Origin of the sequence: Lentibacillus salinarum (assembly GCF_042679865.1) — a bacterium.
In the GTDB taxonomy this organism is placed as follows: domain Bacteria; phylum Bacillota; class Bacilli; order Bacillales; family Amphibacillaceae; genus Lentibacillus; species Lentibacillus salinarum.
On sequence record NZ_JBHTNH010000021.1, the window covers coordinates 1 to 17,792 of the forward strand.

A 17,792-nucleotide genomic window follows, 5' to 3' on the forward strand; every position below is an offset into this window, starting at 1 on the left:
AAAAAAGAGGCGACCTCTGACCTGCATTAACATAATGTACAGGATTCTTTACAATTAAACCGCTAACCCCCATTTTCATTTATTGCGGTGTCTGACAAGACATGGGGGTTTTGAACACGCACTTTTACAGGATTTACGATCAATTCAACCGGAAAGTGTATGCCCTGGCGCTCATCACGGACCATGAAGCAGAAGACGCCAATGGCTTTCATTATTCCTATTATGACACCAAAGTTGATTACACCTATAATGTATATCGCTTTCAGGATCAGAACATAGCTAAACTGGAAGCGTCATCCAATCCATTTGCACACGCCGTCATTTCAGCCATCATACCAGTGAAACCAAAAATGACGCGGATGTACGCTATACTTTCAAACGAAAACTCATGATTCAGGTTTTACAAAAGTTCTCCACACAGCAAGAAGACACTCGCATGTATCTATCTGCACTATTTTACTTCATTGATTATTTACTCCGGGTTCCGAAAGATTTAAGCAGGCAATTGAAAGACGACATTATCCCGTATATGGGGAAGGAGGTTGTGCAAAAAATGCAGGCTGAAAAAACGAATCCTTCACAAACATTGGAGGAGATTTTTGCTGAGCTAAGGCAGGAAGGCAGGGAAAAGGGAAGGGAAGAAGGCAGGAAAGATACACTGAAGCATGTTGTTCAGGAATTAATACGTGAAGACTATTCCAATGAGCAGATTATGAAAATAACAAAATTAGATCTTGAAGACGTTAAAGAATTGAGAAGAGCATTAGAAAAATAATACAGCAAACGAAACTGACCAAATATATCATGTGATGGTGGTCAGTTTCTTTGTCCCAAACGATTTAAGCAGGCAATTGAAAGATGATTTTAAACCATTTGATAGGATTGGTTTCGTTTTTATTTCCCACGGAAACAGTAAAGGCTGTCCCGTCAATCGTGGGACAGCCTCTCTATGTCTGCAGCGCCTCTTCAATATCCTGTTCAATATTTTCTGGCTTCGTCTGGGGTGCGTAGCGTTTAAGGACGTTTCCATCCCGGTCAACCAGGAATTTGGTGAAGTTCCATTTGATTTGCCGGGTGACGATACCTTTAGCCTGGCTTGTTAGATAGTTGAACAGCGGGTGTGCATTTTCCCCATTGACATCAATTTTGCTGAACATGGGAAACGTGACACTATAGTTACCCCGGCAAAAGCTGGCAATTTCTTCACTCGAGCCCGGATCCTGGCTGTTAAACTGGTTGCAAGGGAATCCCAGTATGACGAATCCTTCATCCTTATGCGTATCATATAATTTCTGCAAGCCATCAAATTGCGGTGTGAAGCCGCATTCGCTGGCGGTGTTGACAATCAGTATTACATTTCCTTCATAGTTGGCAATTGACTTTTCTTCTCCATCGATCGTATTGGCTGAGAATTGATAAACACTGATGATGATCCCCCCTTTTTGAATAAACTGTAACAATTCCACCAAATATTGTCAAAAAATTGAATCATTGATTATTTTAAAGCTTCTAATACACTGGTATGATAAGTTTAATCGCATGATGCGATGATTCACAACTGAAGAATGATGGGATGTCCTTAACGTAAGAAGCGCAATTTTAATGTAGTATAAAATGTGATCAGAAGTAATGAGAGATAATGGAGGATAAATTTTATCTGTTATCCCTTTGTATCTGCGGACTAATAGCTATTATTTTGGTGCTGGTGCTGAAACGCGACAAGTTATGAACCAATAAAAAAGGCCATCCAATGCATCTTGCAATTGGGTGACCTTTTCCAGTTTAAAGATTATGCTTCCTGTTTCGCTCGGTTTTCTTCCGCAATAACCGCAAGTCTGCGGTTGATTTCTTCCTGGGATAAGTTGTGCTCCCGAACATACAGATTGTCCCGGCTTACCCGGCATTCATGGGTGCAGCCGCGCATATATTTATGCTCGTTCTCTTCTGAACAGATGATTTGTTTATTGCATGACGGGTTGGCACAGTTGACATAGCGTTCGCACGGTTCCCCGTCAAAATAATCCTTTCCGACGACAACATGCTCGTTCTGGTTGATCGGAACAGAAATGCGTTCATCAAACACGTAACATTTTCCATCCCAGAGTTCGCCTTGAACTTCCGGATCTTTGCCATACGAGACGATGCCACCGTCGAGTTGACCGACGTCTTCAATGCCTTCATCCATCAGCCAGCCGGAGAATTTTTCACAGCGGATGCCGCCGGTGCAATAGGTTAACACTTTTTTATCTTTCAACTGATCTTTATTTTCGCGAATCCAGTCAGGCAACTCACGGAATGCCTCAATGTCCGGTCGGATTGCTCCGCGAAAGTGGCCGAGGTCATATTCATAATCATTCCGAGCATCCAGAATGACCGTTTCTTCATCCTGCATCGCTTGATAAAACTCTTTCGGCGAGAGGTATTTGGCTGTTTTTTCCATCGGGCTGACATCTTCATTCTCATTCAGCTTCAGGCTGACGATTTCCGGGCGGTGTCGCACATGCATTTTTTTAAAGGCGTGTCCACTGTGTTTGTCGACTTTAAATGTCATGTCGGCAAAGCGCGGATCTTGATGCATGGCCTCCATATATTTTTCGGTCTGTTCGACTGTACCGGATACCGTCCCGTTCAGGCCTTCATAAGCAACAAGAATTCGCCCTTTGAGCCCTAAGTCCTGACAAAAAGCCAGATGCTCTTCCGAAAAGATCACCGGGTCATCAATCGGGACGAATTTATAATATAGCAGCACCCGATATTCCTGTTTATCTTCCATTTTTATACCACCTACCATTCATATTTGCAAGATATAAATGCCGGGGTTGATATTTGATTTTAAATCTTGCGGAGGTTATTATACCAATGTTTTGCTACATACTCAAATCGAATTTGTCTTTACGAAAAACATGGTGACGGTTCGGGTAGTCCGTTAAAAGCGATGTGCATGGCAATACCTGCGATGGAAAACAACCGAAATCACCAGAAGAACCTTAAATCATTTTCCGGGAATGATGAATTTGGGTTTGCATTTCCGTATATAAAGGCGTATACTATGATATAGCAAAAGAAATTGAAATCAGTAATACTTTACGATCTCTTTAACAAGTGGTGTAAAAGTATTTATCGTTCAATGACTTTGCACATATTTGTATAAGGAGGTCGTTTAATATGATGACTGGTACAGTAAAATGGTTCAACGCTGAAAAAGGCTTTGGTTTCATCGAGCGTGAAGATGGCGATGATGTTTTCGTTCACTTCTCAGCAATCAATGCAGAAGGCTTCAAAACACTTGAAGACGGTGAGAATGTCGAGTTCGAAATCGTGGAAGGTAACCGTGGTCCACAAGCAGCGAACGTAACCCGTCAATAGTAAATGACGATTCAAATAAAGGTTTATCTCATTCGTGAGGTAAACCTTTTTTGTTTAGGATAACATTCAATTTAAAATAACGTGGAGGGGGATTTCATGCCGGACCATTTTGACTGGCATCAGGAAGCGCAATGGCAATGGGACAATCGTGCGGAGTCCTGGAGTGCGCGAAGCATGGATATGTGGGATAGTGGAAGCCGAAAAGCAATTGTCCCGTTCATTCAAAGCCATCTGAAACAAGGAAGCAGCATTCTCGATATTGGCTGTGGTGACGGGTATGGTTCGTATAAACTGCACCGGTCAGGCTATCACGTGACCGGGATGGATATTTCCGGTGAAATGATCAGATTGGCCAGCGAAAAACCGGAACAAGCGGGTATTTCCTTTTTAAAGGGGGATATTACCAGCCTGCCGTTTGACGCTAACAGTTTAGATAGCATCATGGCAATTAATGTCATGGAATGGACTGAATCGCCCGAAAAAGCAATACAGGAGCTTGACCGCGTGGTGAAAAAAGGTGGCTTGCTATTTGCCGGAATCCTTGGACCGACAGCAGGCCCGCGAATGAACAGTTACCCAAGGCTTCACGGGGAAAAAGCCATATGCAATACGATGATGCCGTGGGAATTCCAGCAGCTTGCTACGGAAAATAACTTTAGCTATGCGGATGGTTTTGGAATATATAAAAAAGGCGTCAATGAACGTCATTATAAAGATGTAGCACTGGATCTCCAACAGGCATTGACATTCATGTATGTTTTTATGTTGCGAAAGGCGGGGGAATAACATGGACAGAAATGACATCGAGCAAAAAGTCATTGATAGCTATCAGCAAGATGAAAAAATGATGATTCTCGTTTATGCGCAGTGGTGTATTAATCGTGATCTTGATCCGGAAGCATTGTATGAGCGCGCCTATCCAGGCCAAAAAAATAATCAAGCTTTGAAGGAAGCACTGGAATTGACGGTCTCCAAACAGGAATCAGAAGACATTCCGAATCAGACGGTACTTAACATTTTACAGCTGTTCGGCAATGATGATCTGGCGTTTGTTGTACAGGAAAAAATCGATGATGAAAAAGGGAAAAGCGGTGAATGATTTGCGACATTCGCTGATCAAAGTGTGAAAACCGCTGATGAGGTCGACTAAACCACTGATGAAATGGCGAACGCGCTGATAAAAGAATGAAAATTTATAGATCAAAGGGAGCGGGCAGCTGATGGATTGGTACATCAAAACATTTAAGGAATTGACGAACGATGAATTATATGACCTCATGAAGCTGCGGGTGGATGTGTTTGTCGTCGAGCAGGAATGTCCGTACCCGGAACTTGACAGTCATGATCAGCAGGCCATACATTATTTTTTGAAAATCGCTGGCGAAATGGCAGCGAATGTCCGGATATTGCCTGCAGGCTCGAAATTCAACGAAGCATCTATTGGACGGGTGGCCGTGGCCGAAAAGTTCCGCGGCAATGGCTATGGCAAGGAACTTATGCGAAAAGCAATTGATTACACGACTACTGTGCTTGCTGAGCAGCAAATTAAAATTCAGGCACAGAAATATTTGAAACAGTTTTATTCTGATCTCGGATTCATCCAAATATCCGACCCCTATTTGGATGATGACATTCCGCACATAGATATGATTTGGAATAATAAACCCTAATCGCTAAATTTTGATATGCCCCCTTCGTCAATCGAGGGGGCATATGTTTCCTGGGAGGAATGACGTGAAAGTCATGTCATAAAACATGCTGTTCGTGCAGTAGGCAGAGCTTATAATCCAATGATTTAATAAAATATCATCTTCCTTGAAAGTCTTTCTTTATCATATATTGAGCATCGCCTGAAGTTTCATGGTGCTGGAGGATGCACATGAAGCGGAAGATCTCCTCCCTGCATATAAATTAGCTGTCCATTAAATGAGCAGCGTTTAGATACCCACTTCCTTGTGCATTGGATGGTTGTCCCAAATCTTCACTTGCATCCATCAGTTGCTCTTTTATCTGGTCAGGCGTAAGGTTCGGGTCACTTTGGAGCAACTGTGCAACCACTCCGGCACATATAGGGGTGGCCATCGAAGTTCCTGATAAAGAAACATAGCTTGAATCGACGCGCGCTGATTTATTGGTTTTATCGAGAAATGAATTGGGTGATCTTAGCGAAACAATCTCAACCCCTGGTGTTAATAAATCCGGTTTTATTAGTCCGTCAATCGTTGGCCCGCGGCTGGAAAAGTCAGCCACAGTATCGTCTGAACGGTCTGTATTATTATGATCATCTGTTGCACCAACGGTAATAATTTTTGGGCTAGTGCCGGGACTTCCAATTGTCTGTTCTTCAGGACCTGAATTACCAGCCGCAACACAAACTACCATACCTTCATCCCAGGCAGCATCAACAGCCTTTACGACTGGATCGTCCTCTGCAGATTCTGTTGCATCTGATCCAAGTGATAGGGAAAGAACGTTTACATCATGCTCTGATTGATTTTGGATGCACCACTCGATACCATCAATTACTGTAGATAGGGAACCGGAACCCATTTTGTTTAACACTTTCACACCAACTAAGTTAGCGTCAGTTGCTGGGCCCTTATATTGCCCATCTGATGCAGCGCCATTACCAGCCGCGTCACCAGCACAATGGGTACCGTGTCCATTATCATCATATGGTTCTGTTTGATTACCTACGAAATCTTTAAATGCTGTGATGCGTCCCTCCAAATCTTCGTGTGGGTGTATGCCAGTATCAATAACCGCGATCGTTACGTCTTGCCCTGTTAAACCATTTTCTTGTAATTGATCGGCATTTATCGATGGTGTGGCAGTATCGAGCAACGTTGTGACTTCTCTGTCATAGTGGATTTTTTTGATGTGGTTACAACTATCAACCAATTTTCCGATATTTTTTACTGATAGATTAGCGGAGCAACATGAAATAGAAGGGAATTCACGTAACTTGCGGCATTTCGTTTTCTTGACATCATTTATACCAAGCGTATAACGGTCATCCTCAAACTCTACGATGATAGGCAGCCGTTTCATGTTTTTTCTGATATTCTCCAGTGGTCGGTGCAAGAAGCACGGAACGGAGCGAAACGGCCGGTAAAGGTCGATGAATTGCCGTTTTAGCTCTTTGTCTATCTTTGGCCCCTTTCGTCGCATTAATTCAATCATGGTAAAGTTTAACATGTGTTACCCTCCTTTTTTGGATTTACGTTATGCTACGTAAATACTTAGAAAAGAGAGTGGACAGCTGTTTGAAAAATAGAAAAAAGGCTTGAAACTAGATTATTCCTTGATGGGTCAACACCAAAATCTATGGTTGAAATGAATGAGTGAATATGGTAATAAAACTAGCTAGCGGAGGAAAAACACGGAGACTCCTGTGGGAATGCGCAGTGTGAAGACCCCGCAGAAAAAGCGACCTTCTTTTTCGAGGAGGCTGAGGACAAGCCCACGGAAAGCGACGAGCCAACACTCCACCGAATTTGCTGCGAGTTGCGAGGAGTGTAGGCTTCACCGAAAAAACTTGCAACACGACGAGCACCCAAGTGTTTTTCCGAAGCGACTGCTTATGTCAAAATGACATCTAATTTGTCAACCGTAGATTTTGGTGAACAGCCTCCTTGATATCATTAAGGATTTTTTTCAGGTCTTCGATACTATAATGAATCATTCTTTCACAGATATTCAATAAACTTTGTCCACCGGCAAAGAATCCTCAGATGCACAGGCGAATAATTGCTGTAGATGCGCAAACACGCCTTCTCGAGGCTCGCCCCCGGATTATCTGTGCTGATAGTCTAATTACCAATAAAAGTATGTCTCCGTGTACAATCTTCTCGTTTTCCCTAAATGGTAACGTTATCTAAAAGGTTGTTTTTGCAAGGGTATATGTGAGAAATTCTTATTTCGTATATTCTCATCCAGTAAGGATAAAGCATCATGATCTTATGTTAGCAATCTATAGTTAAACGACTATTTTTGCGATTCCATGAATAGATGCCTCTTCAAATATCATTTTCCGGTCATAGCATGTTCGTGAAACTGGTAAGTGAAAGGAGCAAAAATCAATGTTTAATTATTCTGCCAGTAATGTTTCACGATCTCCTTTGATCGATGAGTTTTTAAGAAGTGAATTGGCTGGGCCAAATAATAGATCGCAATCGAAGGCTTTCCCTGTTCTAGTTAAATTCAAAAAGGGGGATGATTCTTATCAGAAGGGTATGAAAAGCTTGCAAAACATCGTAAAAAAATATTCACATTGTGAAGTGAAACGGTCGTTATCTCGCTTTTCTTTACAAAGTGGAAAACTTTCAGCTGAAGCGCTTGAAGATCTTTGTACGAACTGTGGAGATGTAGAAAAAGTCTATCTTGATCGCGAAGTTAACGCTTTACTTGATACTGCAACAGACACGACACGGGCAAGCGAGCTTCAGAAAACGGTCGATGCGACAGGTAAAGGGGTGACGATAGCCGTTATCGATACCGGTGTACACCCCAGCTCTGATTTGATGGAACCTGAAGAAAGAATTGTTGGATTTAAGGATTTTGTCAATGATCGTGAGGATCCCTATGATGATAATGGACATGGTACTCACTGTGCCGGAGATGTAGCAAGTAATGGACATCAATCTGATGGGAAATATGCCGGGCCTGCTCCTGAAGCAAATATTGCAGGTGTTAAAGTTCTTGACTCGATGGGGTCTGGTTCTTTATCCGACATTATTAATGGTGTGGATTGGTGTATTGAAAATAAGGATGAATACAACATCCGTATTTTATCATTATCGTTAGGTAGTCCAGGCACCGAACCTGAGGGGGATGATCCGATGGTCCAAGCGGTTAATCATGCTTGGGATGAGGGGTTTGTTGTATGTGCCGCTGCTGGGAATGAGGGACCGGGTGAAAAAACGATTTCGTCACCAGGCATTAGTCAGAAGGTTATCACCGTAGGGGCTTTGGATGAAAAAGATACGTCTGACCGATCGGATGATCATGTCGCGGAGTTTTCAAGTCGGGGGCCAACCATTGATGGACACACGAAACCCGATATTCTTGCTCCAGGAGTGAATATTGTTTCACTAAGTGCGTCTAATGCATATCGTGATGAAATGTTAAAGAATGATCAGTTGGGTGATCACTATATCCAGATGTCCGGGACGTCAATGGCCACCCCCATTTGTGCAGGAGTATGTGCGCAAATGTTAGAATTAAATGGTGATTTGGAGCCTGATGAAGTTAAAAATCAAGTACTTGAGAGAGCGAGAGACATGGGTCTTGAAGCAAATACTCAAGGTAAGGGATCACTGGATGCTGTGGGAAACTCAGATGAATGTGATAGACAATGATTAACGTAGTGGATCGGTAAAACTGATAAAGGCTGTAACTAAAGATTTTTTGGTTACAGCCCCACAATACTTGACACAATAGCCGTATTGTATATAAAGCATTCCTAATTTGAAAAGTTCATACAACTATTTCCAAGGAGGAGTAATGCAATGATTTTAACCCCGGGTCAAAAGGAAAGTCTTCTTCCGGTACCAACCAATCATGATCACCTACAGTCGATTCTTAACAGGCACTACGAGATAAAGGAGAAAATTCAGAAGGACGAAAAGGACTATTATGATGAGGAACAAGATACGCAGGCACGGGAGCACTACTATCGTAATATTGATTTTGACAATAATGGTGATGAGGTAATTTCGTTACTTGAGGAGCTTCTGAAGGAGACGCATACCGATCAAGTGCCATATGACCCTTCCGAATATGTTTACCCGTGGGTTGATCTTCGTCCAAACGGGGAGCTTAAGAGCATTTATTCTGGTGCGAACCGGCAAGCTGAGGATGTGATTAAAGTAGATTTTGAATCCTCGCTAAAAAGAAAAGAGATGGCCGAAAAGCTGACTCAGAATGACGGATGGGATCAAATTGTAAGGATTGCAGACGAATTTCCATATAACTGTGAGCATGTCATACCGCAATCATGGTTCAATGAGCGGATGCCGATGCGCGGAGATGTTCACCATTTATTTACTTGTGATCCTGATTGCAATTCACTTAGAAGCAATTATCCTTATCATGATTTTGCTGACTATAAGCCTCAAGCGATCGGAAGCAAACGGGTGGAAGATGCATGTGGTAAGGCGGAAGATGGGCGGTTTGAGCCGGAATATGGAAAAGGTACTGTCGCTCGGGCCATGTTATATTTTTTGCTGAGGTATCCGGGTGAAATTGAGCAATCCCATAAAGAGACAATTGATAGGGATTTGCTGTTGGAATGGCATCAACAGTTTTCGCCTGATCTTTATGAAAAGCACCGTAACCAAGCTATTTATGAATTACAGGGAAATCGTAATCCGTTCATCGATTATCCTGAAGAGATGCTTCGACTTTTTTAAGGTTGCTAATGGTATAAATATACACATGACAGCTTTCATTGTCACAAAAAATGTAACGAATAAAAAAATACACGTAACAAATTCAGACGAAAATATATAAAAGTCGCTTATAGTTTGCACAAAAATAATCGGAATCAATCCCGAAAAAGTCGCGTGTCAAATTGACATGATCTGGCAGCGAAAATAACGTATCATTCATTCGAATCGACACATAGTATGGTTAGCGATTCATTTTATGTGAATGGAGGCTGACAGCTATGATGACCAATGATCAGCTTAAACAATGCAAAAATACACTGCTAGAGCGGCAGGATGCTCTAATTAGTCAGGTCCAGGATCACTTTGGCACCTCGCTTGAATTAACGAAACAGTCAATGGACGAATTATCCAATTATGATAACCATCCCGGTGATATGGGAACAGAAATGTTTGAACGCGAAAAAGATATCGCCTTAAATGAACATGCGGAACAGGAACTGCAGGATATTAATGCGGCGCTTCATGCGATTGAAGATGGGACATATGGTATTTGCCGGGAATGCGGTACTGATATACCCTTTGAGCGGCTGGAGGCCATGCCGACCGCAGACCGCTGTTTTGAACATGCTGAGGATTTGGATAATCATGCTAAGGATGACCGGCCGATTGAAGAAGGGGTTTTCAGCCCGAATATCAACCCCAATGAAGTGACTGAAGAGGAACAAACAGGCTACGATGCGGAAGATGCGTGGCAGGAAGTAAGCCGCTATGGCACATCGGAGACAGCATCGGATTTTTATGGCGACCGTGACCATTACGATGAGATGTATCCGAACAGTGATGAACGGGTCGGCAGTGTAACCGATGAGGAAAGCTTTTTGGCAGCCGACCAGGACGGACATTTCACAGGTGTGACGCCGAATCATAACAAGTATGAAGAATAGGGGCAGATGGTCAAGTCACGCCATGAATTTTGCGGAATCTGAAACATTTGGCGCTGCGAATCCGTACAGCATCATAAGGAGATGATGAAAATGGAAGACAATCGCGGCTGCATCAAATGTGGCAGTACGGATGCTGAACAGAAAGACGTTGCTATGACCGGGACAGGCCTCTCCAAAATGTTCGATGTCCAAAACAATCAGTTCGTAGTCGTTTCATGTAAAAACTGTGGGTACTCCGAATTTTATAACAAGAAAAGTTCCGCTGGCAGCAACATATTTGATTTTTTCTTCGGTGGTTAAAAGAGCTCCCTGCATAGGAGCTTTTTTACTTTCAGTAGCCATGGAGAATGGATTCCAGTAAATAGCCGACGATCGGTGTCTGAAGGACAGCACATAAGCTCACTCTTTTTTGCCCAACATAAAGGATGTTAAAAAACACTCCCTACTTCACTCTAAATATAATGGGTAGCAGTCGTTTCATCCAATAATTAAAAAAACTTGCAGCCCGAACAAGCTGCAAGTTTTAAAAAGAGAGGATCATTCCTCCTGACGTTTCACGAGTTCCAGCGATGCCGTTTGTGCTTCACCGTTTCGGTAAAACTCAATTTCAATTGTGTCCCCGATTTCCGCTTCATTGTATAAATAGTTCCGTAAATCAACTAAGGACGTCACGTCATTGCCGTTGATTTTCGTAATAACATCAAACTGCTGTAGGTTTGCGGCGTCTGCAGGTGAACCTGTCTCGACCTGGGCAACGACCATGCCACCTTCAATATCCTGTGGAAGCTGAATTTGCTCGCGATATTGTGGCGGAACCTGATTAAGGGAGGCAGAGCTGATCCCGATGTATGGCCTGGCGACGTTACCATCCGTTTCAAGCTGTTCAATAATTGGCATGGCAGCGTCTATGGGAATAGCAAATCCAATGCCTTCCACAGCGGTTTGGGCGATTTTCATCGAATTAATACCAATGACCTTACCGTCAGCATTGACCAGAGCACCACCGCTATTGCCCGGATTAATGGCAGCATCTGTCTGAATGACTTCAGTTACCCAGTCCGGCTGGCCATCACCGTTCGTATCCATATTGACGGAACGATCCAGGCCACTGACGATTCCTCTTGTCAATGTGTTGGCAAATTCCATCCCAAGCGGATTGCCAATTGCGATGACCGTTTCGCCTACGTCCATGTCATCCGATGACCCGAGGTTGGCAACGGTATCGATTTTATCGCCGTCAACCTTCAGGACGGCCAAATCACTCAACTCATCTGAGCCCAGCACTTCTGCCTGAATGCGTTTGTCATTATTAAGGGCGACTTCCACCTCCTGAGCACCGGAGACAACATGATGGTTGGTGACCACATAGGCGTTACCGTCTTCGTTTTTATAAATAATGCCTGAGCCGGTCCCGGATTCCTGACTTTGCTCCCAAATATTTGTCTGCTGCATACGGGTGACGCCGACGACTGCATTGGCTGCTTCATCCATGTCTGAAGCGACAGCCGCATTATCGGAGGCAATGGTTTCGGTTACTTCAGGTGATTCAGATGGTTGATCGGTTTCTGTATTGGCGTTGCCTGAATGATTGCCGCCATCATTATTTGGTATAATATTGGTGGTAAATAATAGCGCAACGACAATGGCTGAAATCAGACCGCCAATCAACCCGCTCAGCAGATGGCCGGGTTTATTGCGCTTTGGTTTTCCTGATTGATTGACTTGGGCATTCTGTCCGGCTGTTTGGTCACTACCACTGCTGTCTTCCGGCTCCGGATGCTGCTGCGAATTATTTTCCGTATTGTCGCTGTCATTGTGATGATTATGATTGTAATCCATGACGATCTCACCTCGTTACGTTATGATGATGACAATTCCCATTATAGCCACAACGTTTGGCCGTTTTTTGGTAAGATTATGGCAAAAGTGTGTAAAATGACAAGTCTAATCATGATATTCCCATTTTTAGACTAGGACAATCATTAAAAAATCAAAGATGGAGGAACCGTCTATGAATCATCATATCGGTATTGTGGAAGATGATGCAAACATCCAAAATATTGTGGCCGCCTATTTAAAAAAAGAAGGATTTCCTGTCACGGTTATGGAAACTGCTGAATCCGCGTGGGAACTGTGGGAAACCCGACAGCCGGATATGTGGATTTTGGACATCATGCTGCCTGGTATGGACGGCTACGAATTCTGTAAAAAAATCAGACAGGAAAGTGACGTGCCGATTGTTATCATTTCAGCCAAAGATGAGGAGATTGATAAAATTATCGGGCTGGAACTGGGCGGCGATGATTATTTGACCAAACCGTTCAGCCCTAGGGAGTTAGTGGCCCGGGTCAAACGTCTGTTCAAGCGCACCAGTCCGTTAACGGAAACGAATCATACACCGGATGACCGGGTCAAGGCTGGCGATTTATTAATTTATGAACATGATCACCGGATTTTTTGGCATGGCCTGGAGGAGGATGTCACCACAAAAGAATTTGCTATGCTTCTGTTATTGGCAAAGCATCCGAATAGAGCGTTTTCCCGGGAGGAATTGTTGGTTAAAATCTGGGGGGAAGACTATTTTGGCAGTGACCGGGCCGTTGATGACCTGGTGAAACGCATCCGGAAAAAACTGGTCAGTGTGCCATTGGAAACTGTCTGGGGTTATGGGTATCGGCTGCGCATTGAAGAGGAACCATCATGAAACTGCAGTCCCAGTTAAATTGGGCTTTTACTACTTTACTGTTGGTCATCCTGGCTGTCACCGGGTATGTGATTTATTCGATGATTTTGGGGGTGCTGATCGACAATGAACGAACGGAACTAGAACAAAAAGGCCAATTACTTGTTCAGATACTGAATGAACGTTATCAGTCACAGGGTGGTATTGAGGACTTCAGCAATTTTCTTGAGGAGCAGGATTTGCAGTTATTTCTCTACGACCGCAGCCAAGATCAGGTATTGCTGTCGACAATGCCGCAGCAATATGTCAGAGGGTTTTCGGCGAATCATTATTTTGCCAATGATCGGGAAGAATTGTGGGAAGCAGGGAACAGTAAATTTGTCACGTCCCGTATCCTGATTTATCCGGATCGAACCACACTGGAACTGATTTTATTGACCCCGCTGACCGATTTGCAGATCATACAGCAGGATTTTTTCAGGCGGCTTGTCATCGTATTCATCGTTGGTACCATCGCTGCGGTGCTGCTCAGTTATATGTTGACGAATAAGCTAGTGACGCCGCTAACTAAATTAAAAAGAGAACTGAAAAAAATCGAAAAACGTAAATTTGATGACGTCGAACGTGTTAAAGCAACCGGTGAGATTAAAGAGGTTGAACAAAGTGTCTATGATATGGCAACAGAGCTTGAACGCTATATGACATCACAGCAAGCCTTTTTCCAGAATGCGAGTCATGAATTGAAAACGCCACTTATGACAATACAGGGCTATGCAGAGGGAATCCGGGACGGCGTATTTGATAAGAAGGATCAAGAAAAAGGTCTGGAAATGATGGTTACCGAGGTTAGCCGCCTGAAGACCATCATTAATGAAATGATTCTGCTCGCGAAACTGGACAGTGAGCAGGCGACATATGAGTCTGAGCGGATTGAAGCTGCTGAGCTGGTCGATCAGGTGCTCGATCGGGCGCTGCCATTAGTCAGTGAAAACGGGATTCAATTAACGCACAGTGTGGATCATAAGAGCGTTTTTTTGGCTGATCAAGAAAAACTGCTGCGTGCCTTGGTCAATATCACGTTTAACGCCATTCGCCATGCCCGTTCACACGTGACAATCACCGCAAAAAATCAGATGATTATTGTTGAAGATGACGGGGAAGGTATACCTAAGGAGCTTATGCCGCATATTTTCCATAGGTTTGTTAAAGGAAAAACCGGCGAAACAGGACTTGGACTGGCCATTGCGCGGGCGATCGTGGAACAGTCGGGCGGCAGCATAACAGTCGGTGAGTCCGGGCTTGGCGGCGCGAAATTCACCATCACTTTTCCTGAGCCGAATTCTATGATATAATTGGATAGTTTTGAATCAGCTGTAACATTAGAGGAGCGTACGTTTATGCAATTACGAGAAGATCTTCGCAACATCGCCATTATCGCTCACGTTGACCATGGCAAGACAACACTTGTTGATCAGATGCTGAAATACTCGGGGACATTTCGGGAACATGAACAGGTGGATGAGCGCGCCATGGACACGAACGATATTGAGCGCGAACGTGGAATTACCATTTTATCAAAAAACACAGCGATAAAACATGACGATACAACCATTAATATTCTGGACACACCCGGCCATGCCGATTTTGGCGGGGAAGTCGAACGGATCATGAAAATGGTGGACGGTGTATTACTGGTAGTTGATGCCTATGAAGGCTGTATGCCGCAAACCCGTTTTGTGCTGAAAAAAGCATTGGAACAAAAACTGACACCGATCGTCGTTTTAAACAAAATTGACCGGCCGAATGCCCGACCTGATGAGGTCATCGACGAAGTGCTGGATTTGTTTATTGAGTTGGGCGCCGATGATGACCAGCTGGAATTTCCGGTTATCTATGCGTCTGCATTGAATGGTACATCAGGCAACGAGCCGGAAGAACAGGCGGAAACAATGGATCCGGTTTTCACAACGATTTTGGATCATATCCCGGCTCCGGCTGATACGCAGGATGACCCGCTGCAGTTCCAGGTGACCCTGCTGGACTATAATGACTATGTCGGCCGGATTGGCATTGGGCGTGTTGTCCGTGGAACCATCAGTGTCGGGAAACAGGTTGTTGTGCTGAAAAAAGACGGCACGGAAAAGTCGTTCCGTATCAGTAAATTGTTCGGCTTTATCGGCTTGAAGCGGATGGAAATAAAGGAAGCAAAAGCAGGCGATATTGTCGCGATTGCCGGTATGGACGATATTAATATCGGGGAAACCATCTGTTCGTCGGACTACCCGGAAGGCCTGCCGTGGCTACGTATTGATGAGCCGACATTGCAGATGACATTCGTGACTAATAACAGCCCGTTTGCCGGACGTGAAGGAAAGTATATTACGTCCAGACAAATCGAAGAACGCTTAATGAAACAGCTGGAAACCGATGTCAGTCTACGTGTTGAGCCAACCGAGACACCTGATGCCTGGACTGTCTCAGGACGCGGGGAACTTCACCTGTCTATTTTGATTGAAAATATGCGCCGTGAAGGTTATGAACTGCAACTGTCGAAACCACAGGTCATCATTAAAGAGATCGATGGTGTCAAATGTGAACCGGTTGAACATGTCCAAGTCGATGTTCCCGAAGATTATACTGGCCCGGTGATGGAATCCCTGGGGGAGCGGAAAGGCGAAATGCTTGATATGGTTAATCAGGGCAATGGTCAGGTGCGCATTGAATTTAAAGTGCCGTCCCGCGGTTTGATTGGCTATGCCACTGAGTTTATGTCGCTGACACGGGGTTATGGCATTCTCAACCATTCTTTTGATACCTATGAGCCGGTTATCAAAGGCCAGGTCGGCGAACGCCGCGAAGGAGTGCTCGTCTCACTGGAAAACGGCAAAGCATCGACTTATGGCATCATGCAGCTGGAAGATCGTGGCGTGATTTTTGTCGAACCGGGAACCGAAATATATGCAGGCATGGTCGTTGGCGAGCATAACCGGGAAAATGATCTGACGGTCAACATTACGAAAGAAAAGCATTTAACCAATGTTCGCTCAGCAACGAAAGACCAGACAGCAACGATCCGGAAAACCCGTGATCTGTCGCTGGAAGAGGCCATCGAGTATATTGATGACGATGAGTATTGTGAAGTAACGCCTGAATCCATTCGTCTCCGTAAAAAAATATTGAATAACAATGAACGTGAAAAAGCGGCGAAAAAGTCGAGGTTGGGATAAAATGCTTGAGCCGGCAATGGCAGGAAGATGCTGTTGCCGGTTTTTTAATGATATGTGCCGTTTAAAATTTTTCCTGAATGAGCGCGTTAACTGCTGAAGCGGAACAGAATCAATAGAAGAAGGGAATTATCAACAGAAGGCCAGGGCGTATCAACAGAAGAAGGGAATTATCTGCAGAAGAGCGGAAGTATCAACAGAAGGGCGGAAGTATCAACAGAAGGGCGGAAGTATCAACAGAAGGGCGGAAGTATCAACAGAAGGGCGGAAGTATCAACAGAAGGGCGGAAGTATCAACAGAAGGGCGGAAGTATCAACAGAAGGGCGGAAGTATCAACAGAAGGGCGGAAGTATCAACAGAAGGGCGGAAGTATCAACAGAAGGGCGGAAGTATCAACAGAAGAGCGGAAGTATCAACAGAAGGGCGGAAGTATCAACAGAAGGGCGGAAGTATCAACAGAAGAGCGGGAGTATCAACAGAAGGACGGAAGTATCAGCAGAAGGGCGGAAGTATCAACAGAAGGGCGGAAGTATCAACAGAAGAGCGGAAATATCGACAGAAGGGCGGAAGTATCAACAGAAGGGCGGAAGTATCGACAGAAGAGTGGAAATATCAGCAGAAGAAGCCACTATATCAACAGAAGATGGGATGACCCCGTCCGTGCATTATATCAGCGGCCATATCGTCATCGTCAATAATCAGTTAGAATAAAACAGAACGAACAGCCAGGTTTTTTGATAAAAGGTAGGTGTCGACACATGAACAGGTTGTTAAAACGACTCGGATTCCTGTTCAAATTTCATAAATCGATTCCCTTCATAATGGATTTTTTCCGTTCGAGACAGGTGAAAGGGACAACGAAAATTTTATATGTTGTGCTGATCATCGGCTATATGGCATTACCGTTTGACCTTATTCCGGATTTTCTTTATGTGATCGGGCTAATCGATGATCTAACCGTTGCCACAATCCTTTTGCAGCGGATGGTAAAAGTTGCGCCGGAATCACTGAAGGAAAAATATCAATTAAAATGAATTGCAAGGAACTATATGCTTATATAAGCATATAACTATATAATAATGTAGTGGAGGATCTTATGGAGAAAATGGGTATATCTGTGGAAGAGGCTGCACCGGTTACGCGATGTTAAGATTGTAATGCAAGGGCGGCGGGGACAGTGGG

General features: G+C 44.0%; 18 protein-coding genes. 14 read left to right on the plus strand and 4 right to left on the minus strand.

All coding sequences use genetic code 11. The features are described 5' to 3' along the window. Positions 1-101: 101 nt before the first annotated feature. Both ACFQ4A_RS09765 and ACFQ4A_RS09770 read left to right on the plus strand, forming a co-directional pair. Positions 102-392: a hypothetical protein gene (locus ACFQ4A_RS09765; protein WP_382400034.1), complete on the plus strand. Its 291-nt coding sequence runs from the start codon at positions 102-104 to the stop codon at positions 390-392. A gap of 44 nt (positions 393-436) precedes the next feature. Continuing rightward, positions 437-775, plus strand: a complete 339-nt coding sequence (locus ACFQ4A_RS09770; protein ID WP_382400036.1) for a hypothetical protein — start codon at positions 437-439, stop codon at positions 773-775. Between the two features lie 172 nt (positions 776-947). Here ACFQ4A_RS09770 and ACFQ4A_RS09775 read toward each other — a convergent pair whose 3' ends face one another. Next, positions 948-1,427 (minus strand): glutathione peroxidase, encoded by a 480-nt coding sequence (locus ACFQ4A_RS09775; RefSeq protein ID WP_382400136.1) that lies wholly within the window; start codon positions 1,425-1,427, stop codon positions 948-950. Positions 1,428-1,789: 362 nt separating this feature from the next. Then, positions 1,790-2,773 carry an oxygen-dependent tRNA uridine(34) hydroxylase TrhO gene (gene trhO / locus ACFQ4A_RS09780; protein ID WP_382400038.1) on the minus strand — a complete coding sequence of 328 codons (984 nt, stop codon included), beginning with the start codon at positions 2,771-2,773 and terminating at the stop codon, positions 1,790-1,792. 395 nt (positions 2,774-3,168) lie between these two features. Between trhO and ACFQ4A_RS09785 the strand changes: the two genes are divergently transcribed. The 4 genes from ACFQ4A_RS09785 to ACFQ4A_RS09800 all read left to right on the plus strand — a co-directional run bounded on the left by ACFQ4A_RS09785 (position 3,169) and on the right by ACFQ4A_RS09800 (position 5,036). Further along, entirely contained in the window at positions 3,169-3,366 is a 198-nt protein-coding gene (locus tag ACFQ4A_RS09785) for a cold shock domain-containing protein (RefSeq protein WP_382400138.1), read from the plus strand. Between the two features lie 96 nt (positions 3,367-3,462). Then, the gene (locus ACFQ4A_RS09790; RefSeq protein WP_382400040.1) at positions 3,463-4,152 is read left to right on the plus strand and encodes a class I SAM-dependent methyltransferase; all 690 of its coding nucleotides are present in this window, start codon (positions 3,463-3,465) and stop codon (positions 4,150-4,152) included. Position 4,153: 1 nt separating this feature from the next. Continuing rightward, complete coding sequence (locus tag ACFQ4A_RS09795) at positions 4,154-4,465, plus strand: hypothetical protein (protein WP_382400042.1); 312 nt, start codon at positions 4,154-4,156, stop codon at positions 4,463-4,465. A 121-nt stretch (positions 4,466-4,586) separates the two neighbouring features. Then, complete coding sequence (locus tag ACFQ4A_RS09800) at positions 4,587-5,036, plus strand: GNAT family N-acetyltransferase (protein WP_382400044.1); 450 nt, start codon at positions 4,587-4,589, stop codon at positions 5,034-5,036. Positions 5,037-5,277: 241 nt separating this feature from the next. Here the strand turns inward: ACFQ4A_RS09800 and ACFQ4A_RS09805 are convergent, their stop codons facing one another. Next, the gene (locus ACFQ4A_RS09805) at positions 5,278-6,564 is read right to left on the minus strand and encodes a S8 family peptidase (protein ID WP_382400046.1); all 1,287 of its coding nucleotides are present in this window, start codon (positions 6,562-6,564) and stop codon (positions 5,278-5,280) included. A gap of 884 nt (positions 6,565-7,448) precedes the next feature. On the opposite strand from ACFQ4A_RS09805, the gene ACFQ4A_RS09810 reads away from it, so the two are divergent. The 4 genes from ACFQ4A_RS09810 to ACFQ4A_RS09825 all read left to right on the plus strand — a co-directional run bounded on the left by ACFQ4A_RS09810 (position 7,449) and on the right by ACFQ4A_RS09825 (position 11,002). After that, positions 7,449-8,726 carry a S8 family peptidase gene (locus ACFQ4A_RS09810; RefSeq protein ID WP_382400048.1) on the plus strand — a complete coding sequence of 426 codons (1,278 nt, stop codon included), beginning with the start codon at positions 7,449-7,451 and terminating at the stop codon, positions 8,724-8,726. Positions 8,727-8,876: 150 nt separating this feature from the next. Then, on the plus strand, positions 8,877-9,779 hold the full coding sequence (locus tag ACFQ4A_RS09815; RefSeq protein ID WP_382400050.1) for an endonuclease I family protein: 903 nt from the start codon (positions 8,877-8,879) through the stop codon (positions 9,777-9,779). A gap of 257 nt (positions 9,780-10,036) precedes the next feature. Then, positions 10,037-10,702 (plus strand): TraR/DksA C4-type zinc finger protein, encoded by a 666-nt coding sequence (locus ACFQ4A_RS09820; RefSeq protein ID WP_382400052.1) that lies wholly within the window; start codon positions 10,037-10,039, stop codon positions 10,700-10,702. A 90-nt stretch (positions 10,703-10,792) separates the two neighbouring features. After that, positions 10,793-11,002, plus strand: coding sequence for a zinc ribbon domain-containing protein (locus ACFQ4A_RS09825; RefSeq protein WP_382400054.1), 210 nt, complete (start codon positions 10,793-10,795; stop codon positions 11,000-11,002). A 237-nt stretch (positions 11,003-11,239) separates the two neighbouring features. On the opposite strand, the gene ACFQ4A_RS09830 is transcribed toward ACFQ4A_RS09825, so the two are convergent. Next, positions 11,240-12,541, minus strand: coding sequence for a S1C family serine protease (locus tag ACFQ4A_RS09830; RefSeq protein ID WP_382400056.1), 1,302 nt, complete (start codon positions 12,539-12,541; stop codon positions 11,240-11,242). Positions 12,542-12,713: 172 nt separating this feature from the next. Here ACFQ4A_RS09830 and ACFQ4A_RS09835 point away from each other — a divergent pair, with 172 nt between their 5' ends. From ACFQ4A_RS09835 to ACFQ4A_RS09850, 4 genes are all read left to right on the plus strand, one after another. Continuing rightward, the gene (locus ACFQ4A_RS09835; RefSeq protein WP_382400058.1) at positions 12,714-13,406 is read left to right on the plus strand and encodes a response regulator transcription factor; all 693 of its coding nucleotides are present in this window, start codon (positions 12,714-12,716) and stop codon (positions 13,404-13,406) included. Then, complete coding sequence (locus tag ACFQ4A_RS09840) at positions 13,403-14,737, plus strand: sensor histidine kinase (RefSeq protein WP_382400060.1); 1,335 nt, start codon at positions 13,403-13,405, stop codon at positions 14,735-14,737. The genes ACFQ4A_RS09835 and ACFQ4A_RS09840 overlap by 4 nt, the downstream gene beginning before the upstream one ends. Positions 14,738-14,782: 45 nt before the next feature. After that, on the plus strand, positions 14,783-16,612 hold the full coding sequence (gene typA, locus ACFQ4A_RS09845) for a translational GTPase TypA (RefSeq protein WP_382400062.1): 1,830 nt from the start codon (positions 14,783-14,785) through the stop codon (positions 16,610-16,612). Between the two features lie 756 nt (positions 16,613-17,368). After that, on the plus strand, positions 17,369-17,644 hold the full coding sequence (locus ACFQ4A_RS09850) for a YkvA family protein (protein WP_382400064.1): 276 nt from the start codon (positions 17,369-17,371) through the stop codon (positions 17,642-17,644). Positions 17,645-17,792: the final 148 nt, after the last annotated feature.

Coding starts and splice junctions, on each gene's coding strand:
- ACFQ4A_RS09810 (WP_382400048.1), top strand. CDS start 7,449: ATGTTTAATTATTCTGCCAGTAATGTTTCACGATCTCCTTTGATCGAT.
- typA (WP_382400062.1), top strand. CDS start 14,783: ATGCAATTACGAGAAGATCTTCGCAACATCGCCATTATCGCTCACGTT.
- ACFQ4A_RS09820 (WP_382400052.1), top strand. CDS start 10,037: ATGATGACCAATGATCAGCTTAAACAATGCAAAAATACACTGCTAGAG.
- ACFQ4A_RS09770 (WP_382400036.1), top strand. CDS start 437: ATGTATCTATCTGCACTATTTTACTTCATTGATTATTTACTCCGGGTT.
- ACFQ4A_RS09805 (WP_382400046.1), bottom strand. CDS start 6,564: ATGTTAAACTTTACCATGATTGAATTAATGCGACGAAAGGGGCCAAAG.
- ACFQ4A_RS09815 (WP_382400050.1), top strand. CDS start 8,877: ATGATTTTAACCCCGGGTCAAAAGGAAAGTCTTCTTCCGGTACCAACC.
- ACFQ4A_RS09825 (WP_382400054.1), top strand. CDS start 10,793: ATGGAAGACAATCGCGGCTGCATCAAATGTGGCAGTACGGATGCTGAA.
- ACFQ4A_RS09800 (WP_382400044.1), top strand. CDS start 4,587: ATGGATTGGTACATCAAAACATTTAAGGAATTGACGAACGATGAATTA.
- ACFQ4A_RS09830 (WP_382400056.1), bottom strand. CDS start 12,541: ATGGATTACAATCATAATCATCACAATGACAGCGACAATACGGAAAAT.
- ACFQ4A_RS09850 (WP_382400064.1), top strand. CDS start 17,369: ATGAACAGGTTGTTAAAACGACTCGGATTCCTGTTCAAATTTCATAAA.
- ACFQ4A_RS09785 (WP_382400138.1), top strand. CDS start 3,169: ATGACTGGTACAGTAAAATGGTTCAACGCTGAAAAAGGCTTTGGTTTC.
- ACFQ4A_RS09795 (WP_382400042.1), top strand. CDS start 4,154: ATGGACAGAAATGACATCGAGCAAAAAGTCATTGATAGCTATCAGCAA.
- ACFQ4A_RS09765 (WP_382400034.1), top strand. CDS start 102: ATGGGGGTTTTGAACACGCACTTTTACAGGATTTACGATCAATTCAAC.
- trhO (WP_382400038.1), bottom strand. CDS start 2,773: ATGGAAGATAAACAGGAATATCGGGTGCTGCTATATTATAAATTCGTC.
- ACFQ4A_RS09790 (WP_382400040.1), top strand. CDS start 3,463: ATGCCGGACCATTTTGACTGGCATCAGGAAGCGCAATGGCAATGGGAC.
- ACFQ4A_RS09840 (WP_382400060.1), top strand. CDS start 13,403: ATGAAACTGCAGTCCCAGTTAAATTGGGCTTTTACTACTTTACTGTTG.
- ACFQ4A_RS09835 (WP_382400058.1), top strand. CDS start 12,714: ATGAATCATCATATCGGTATTGTGGAAGATGATGCAAACATCCAAAAT.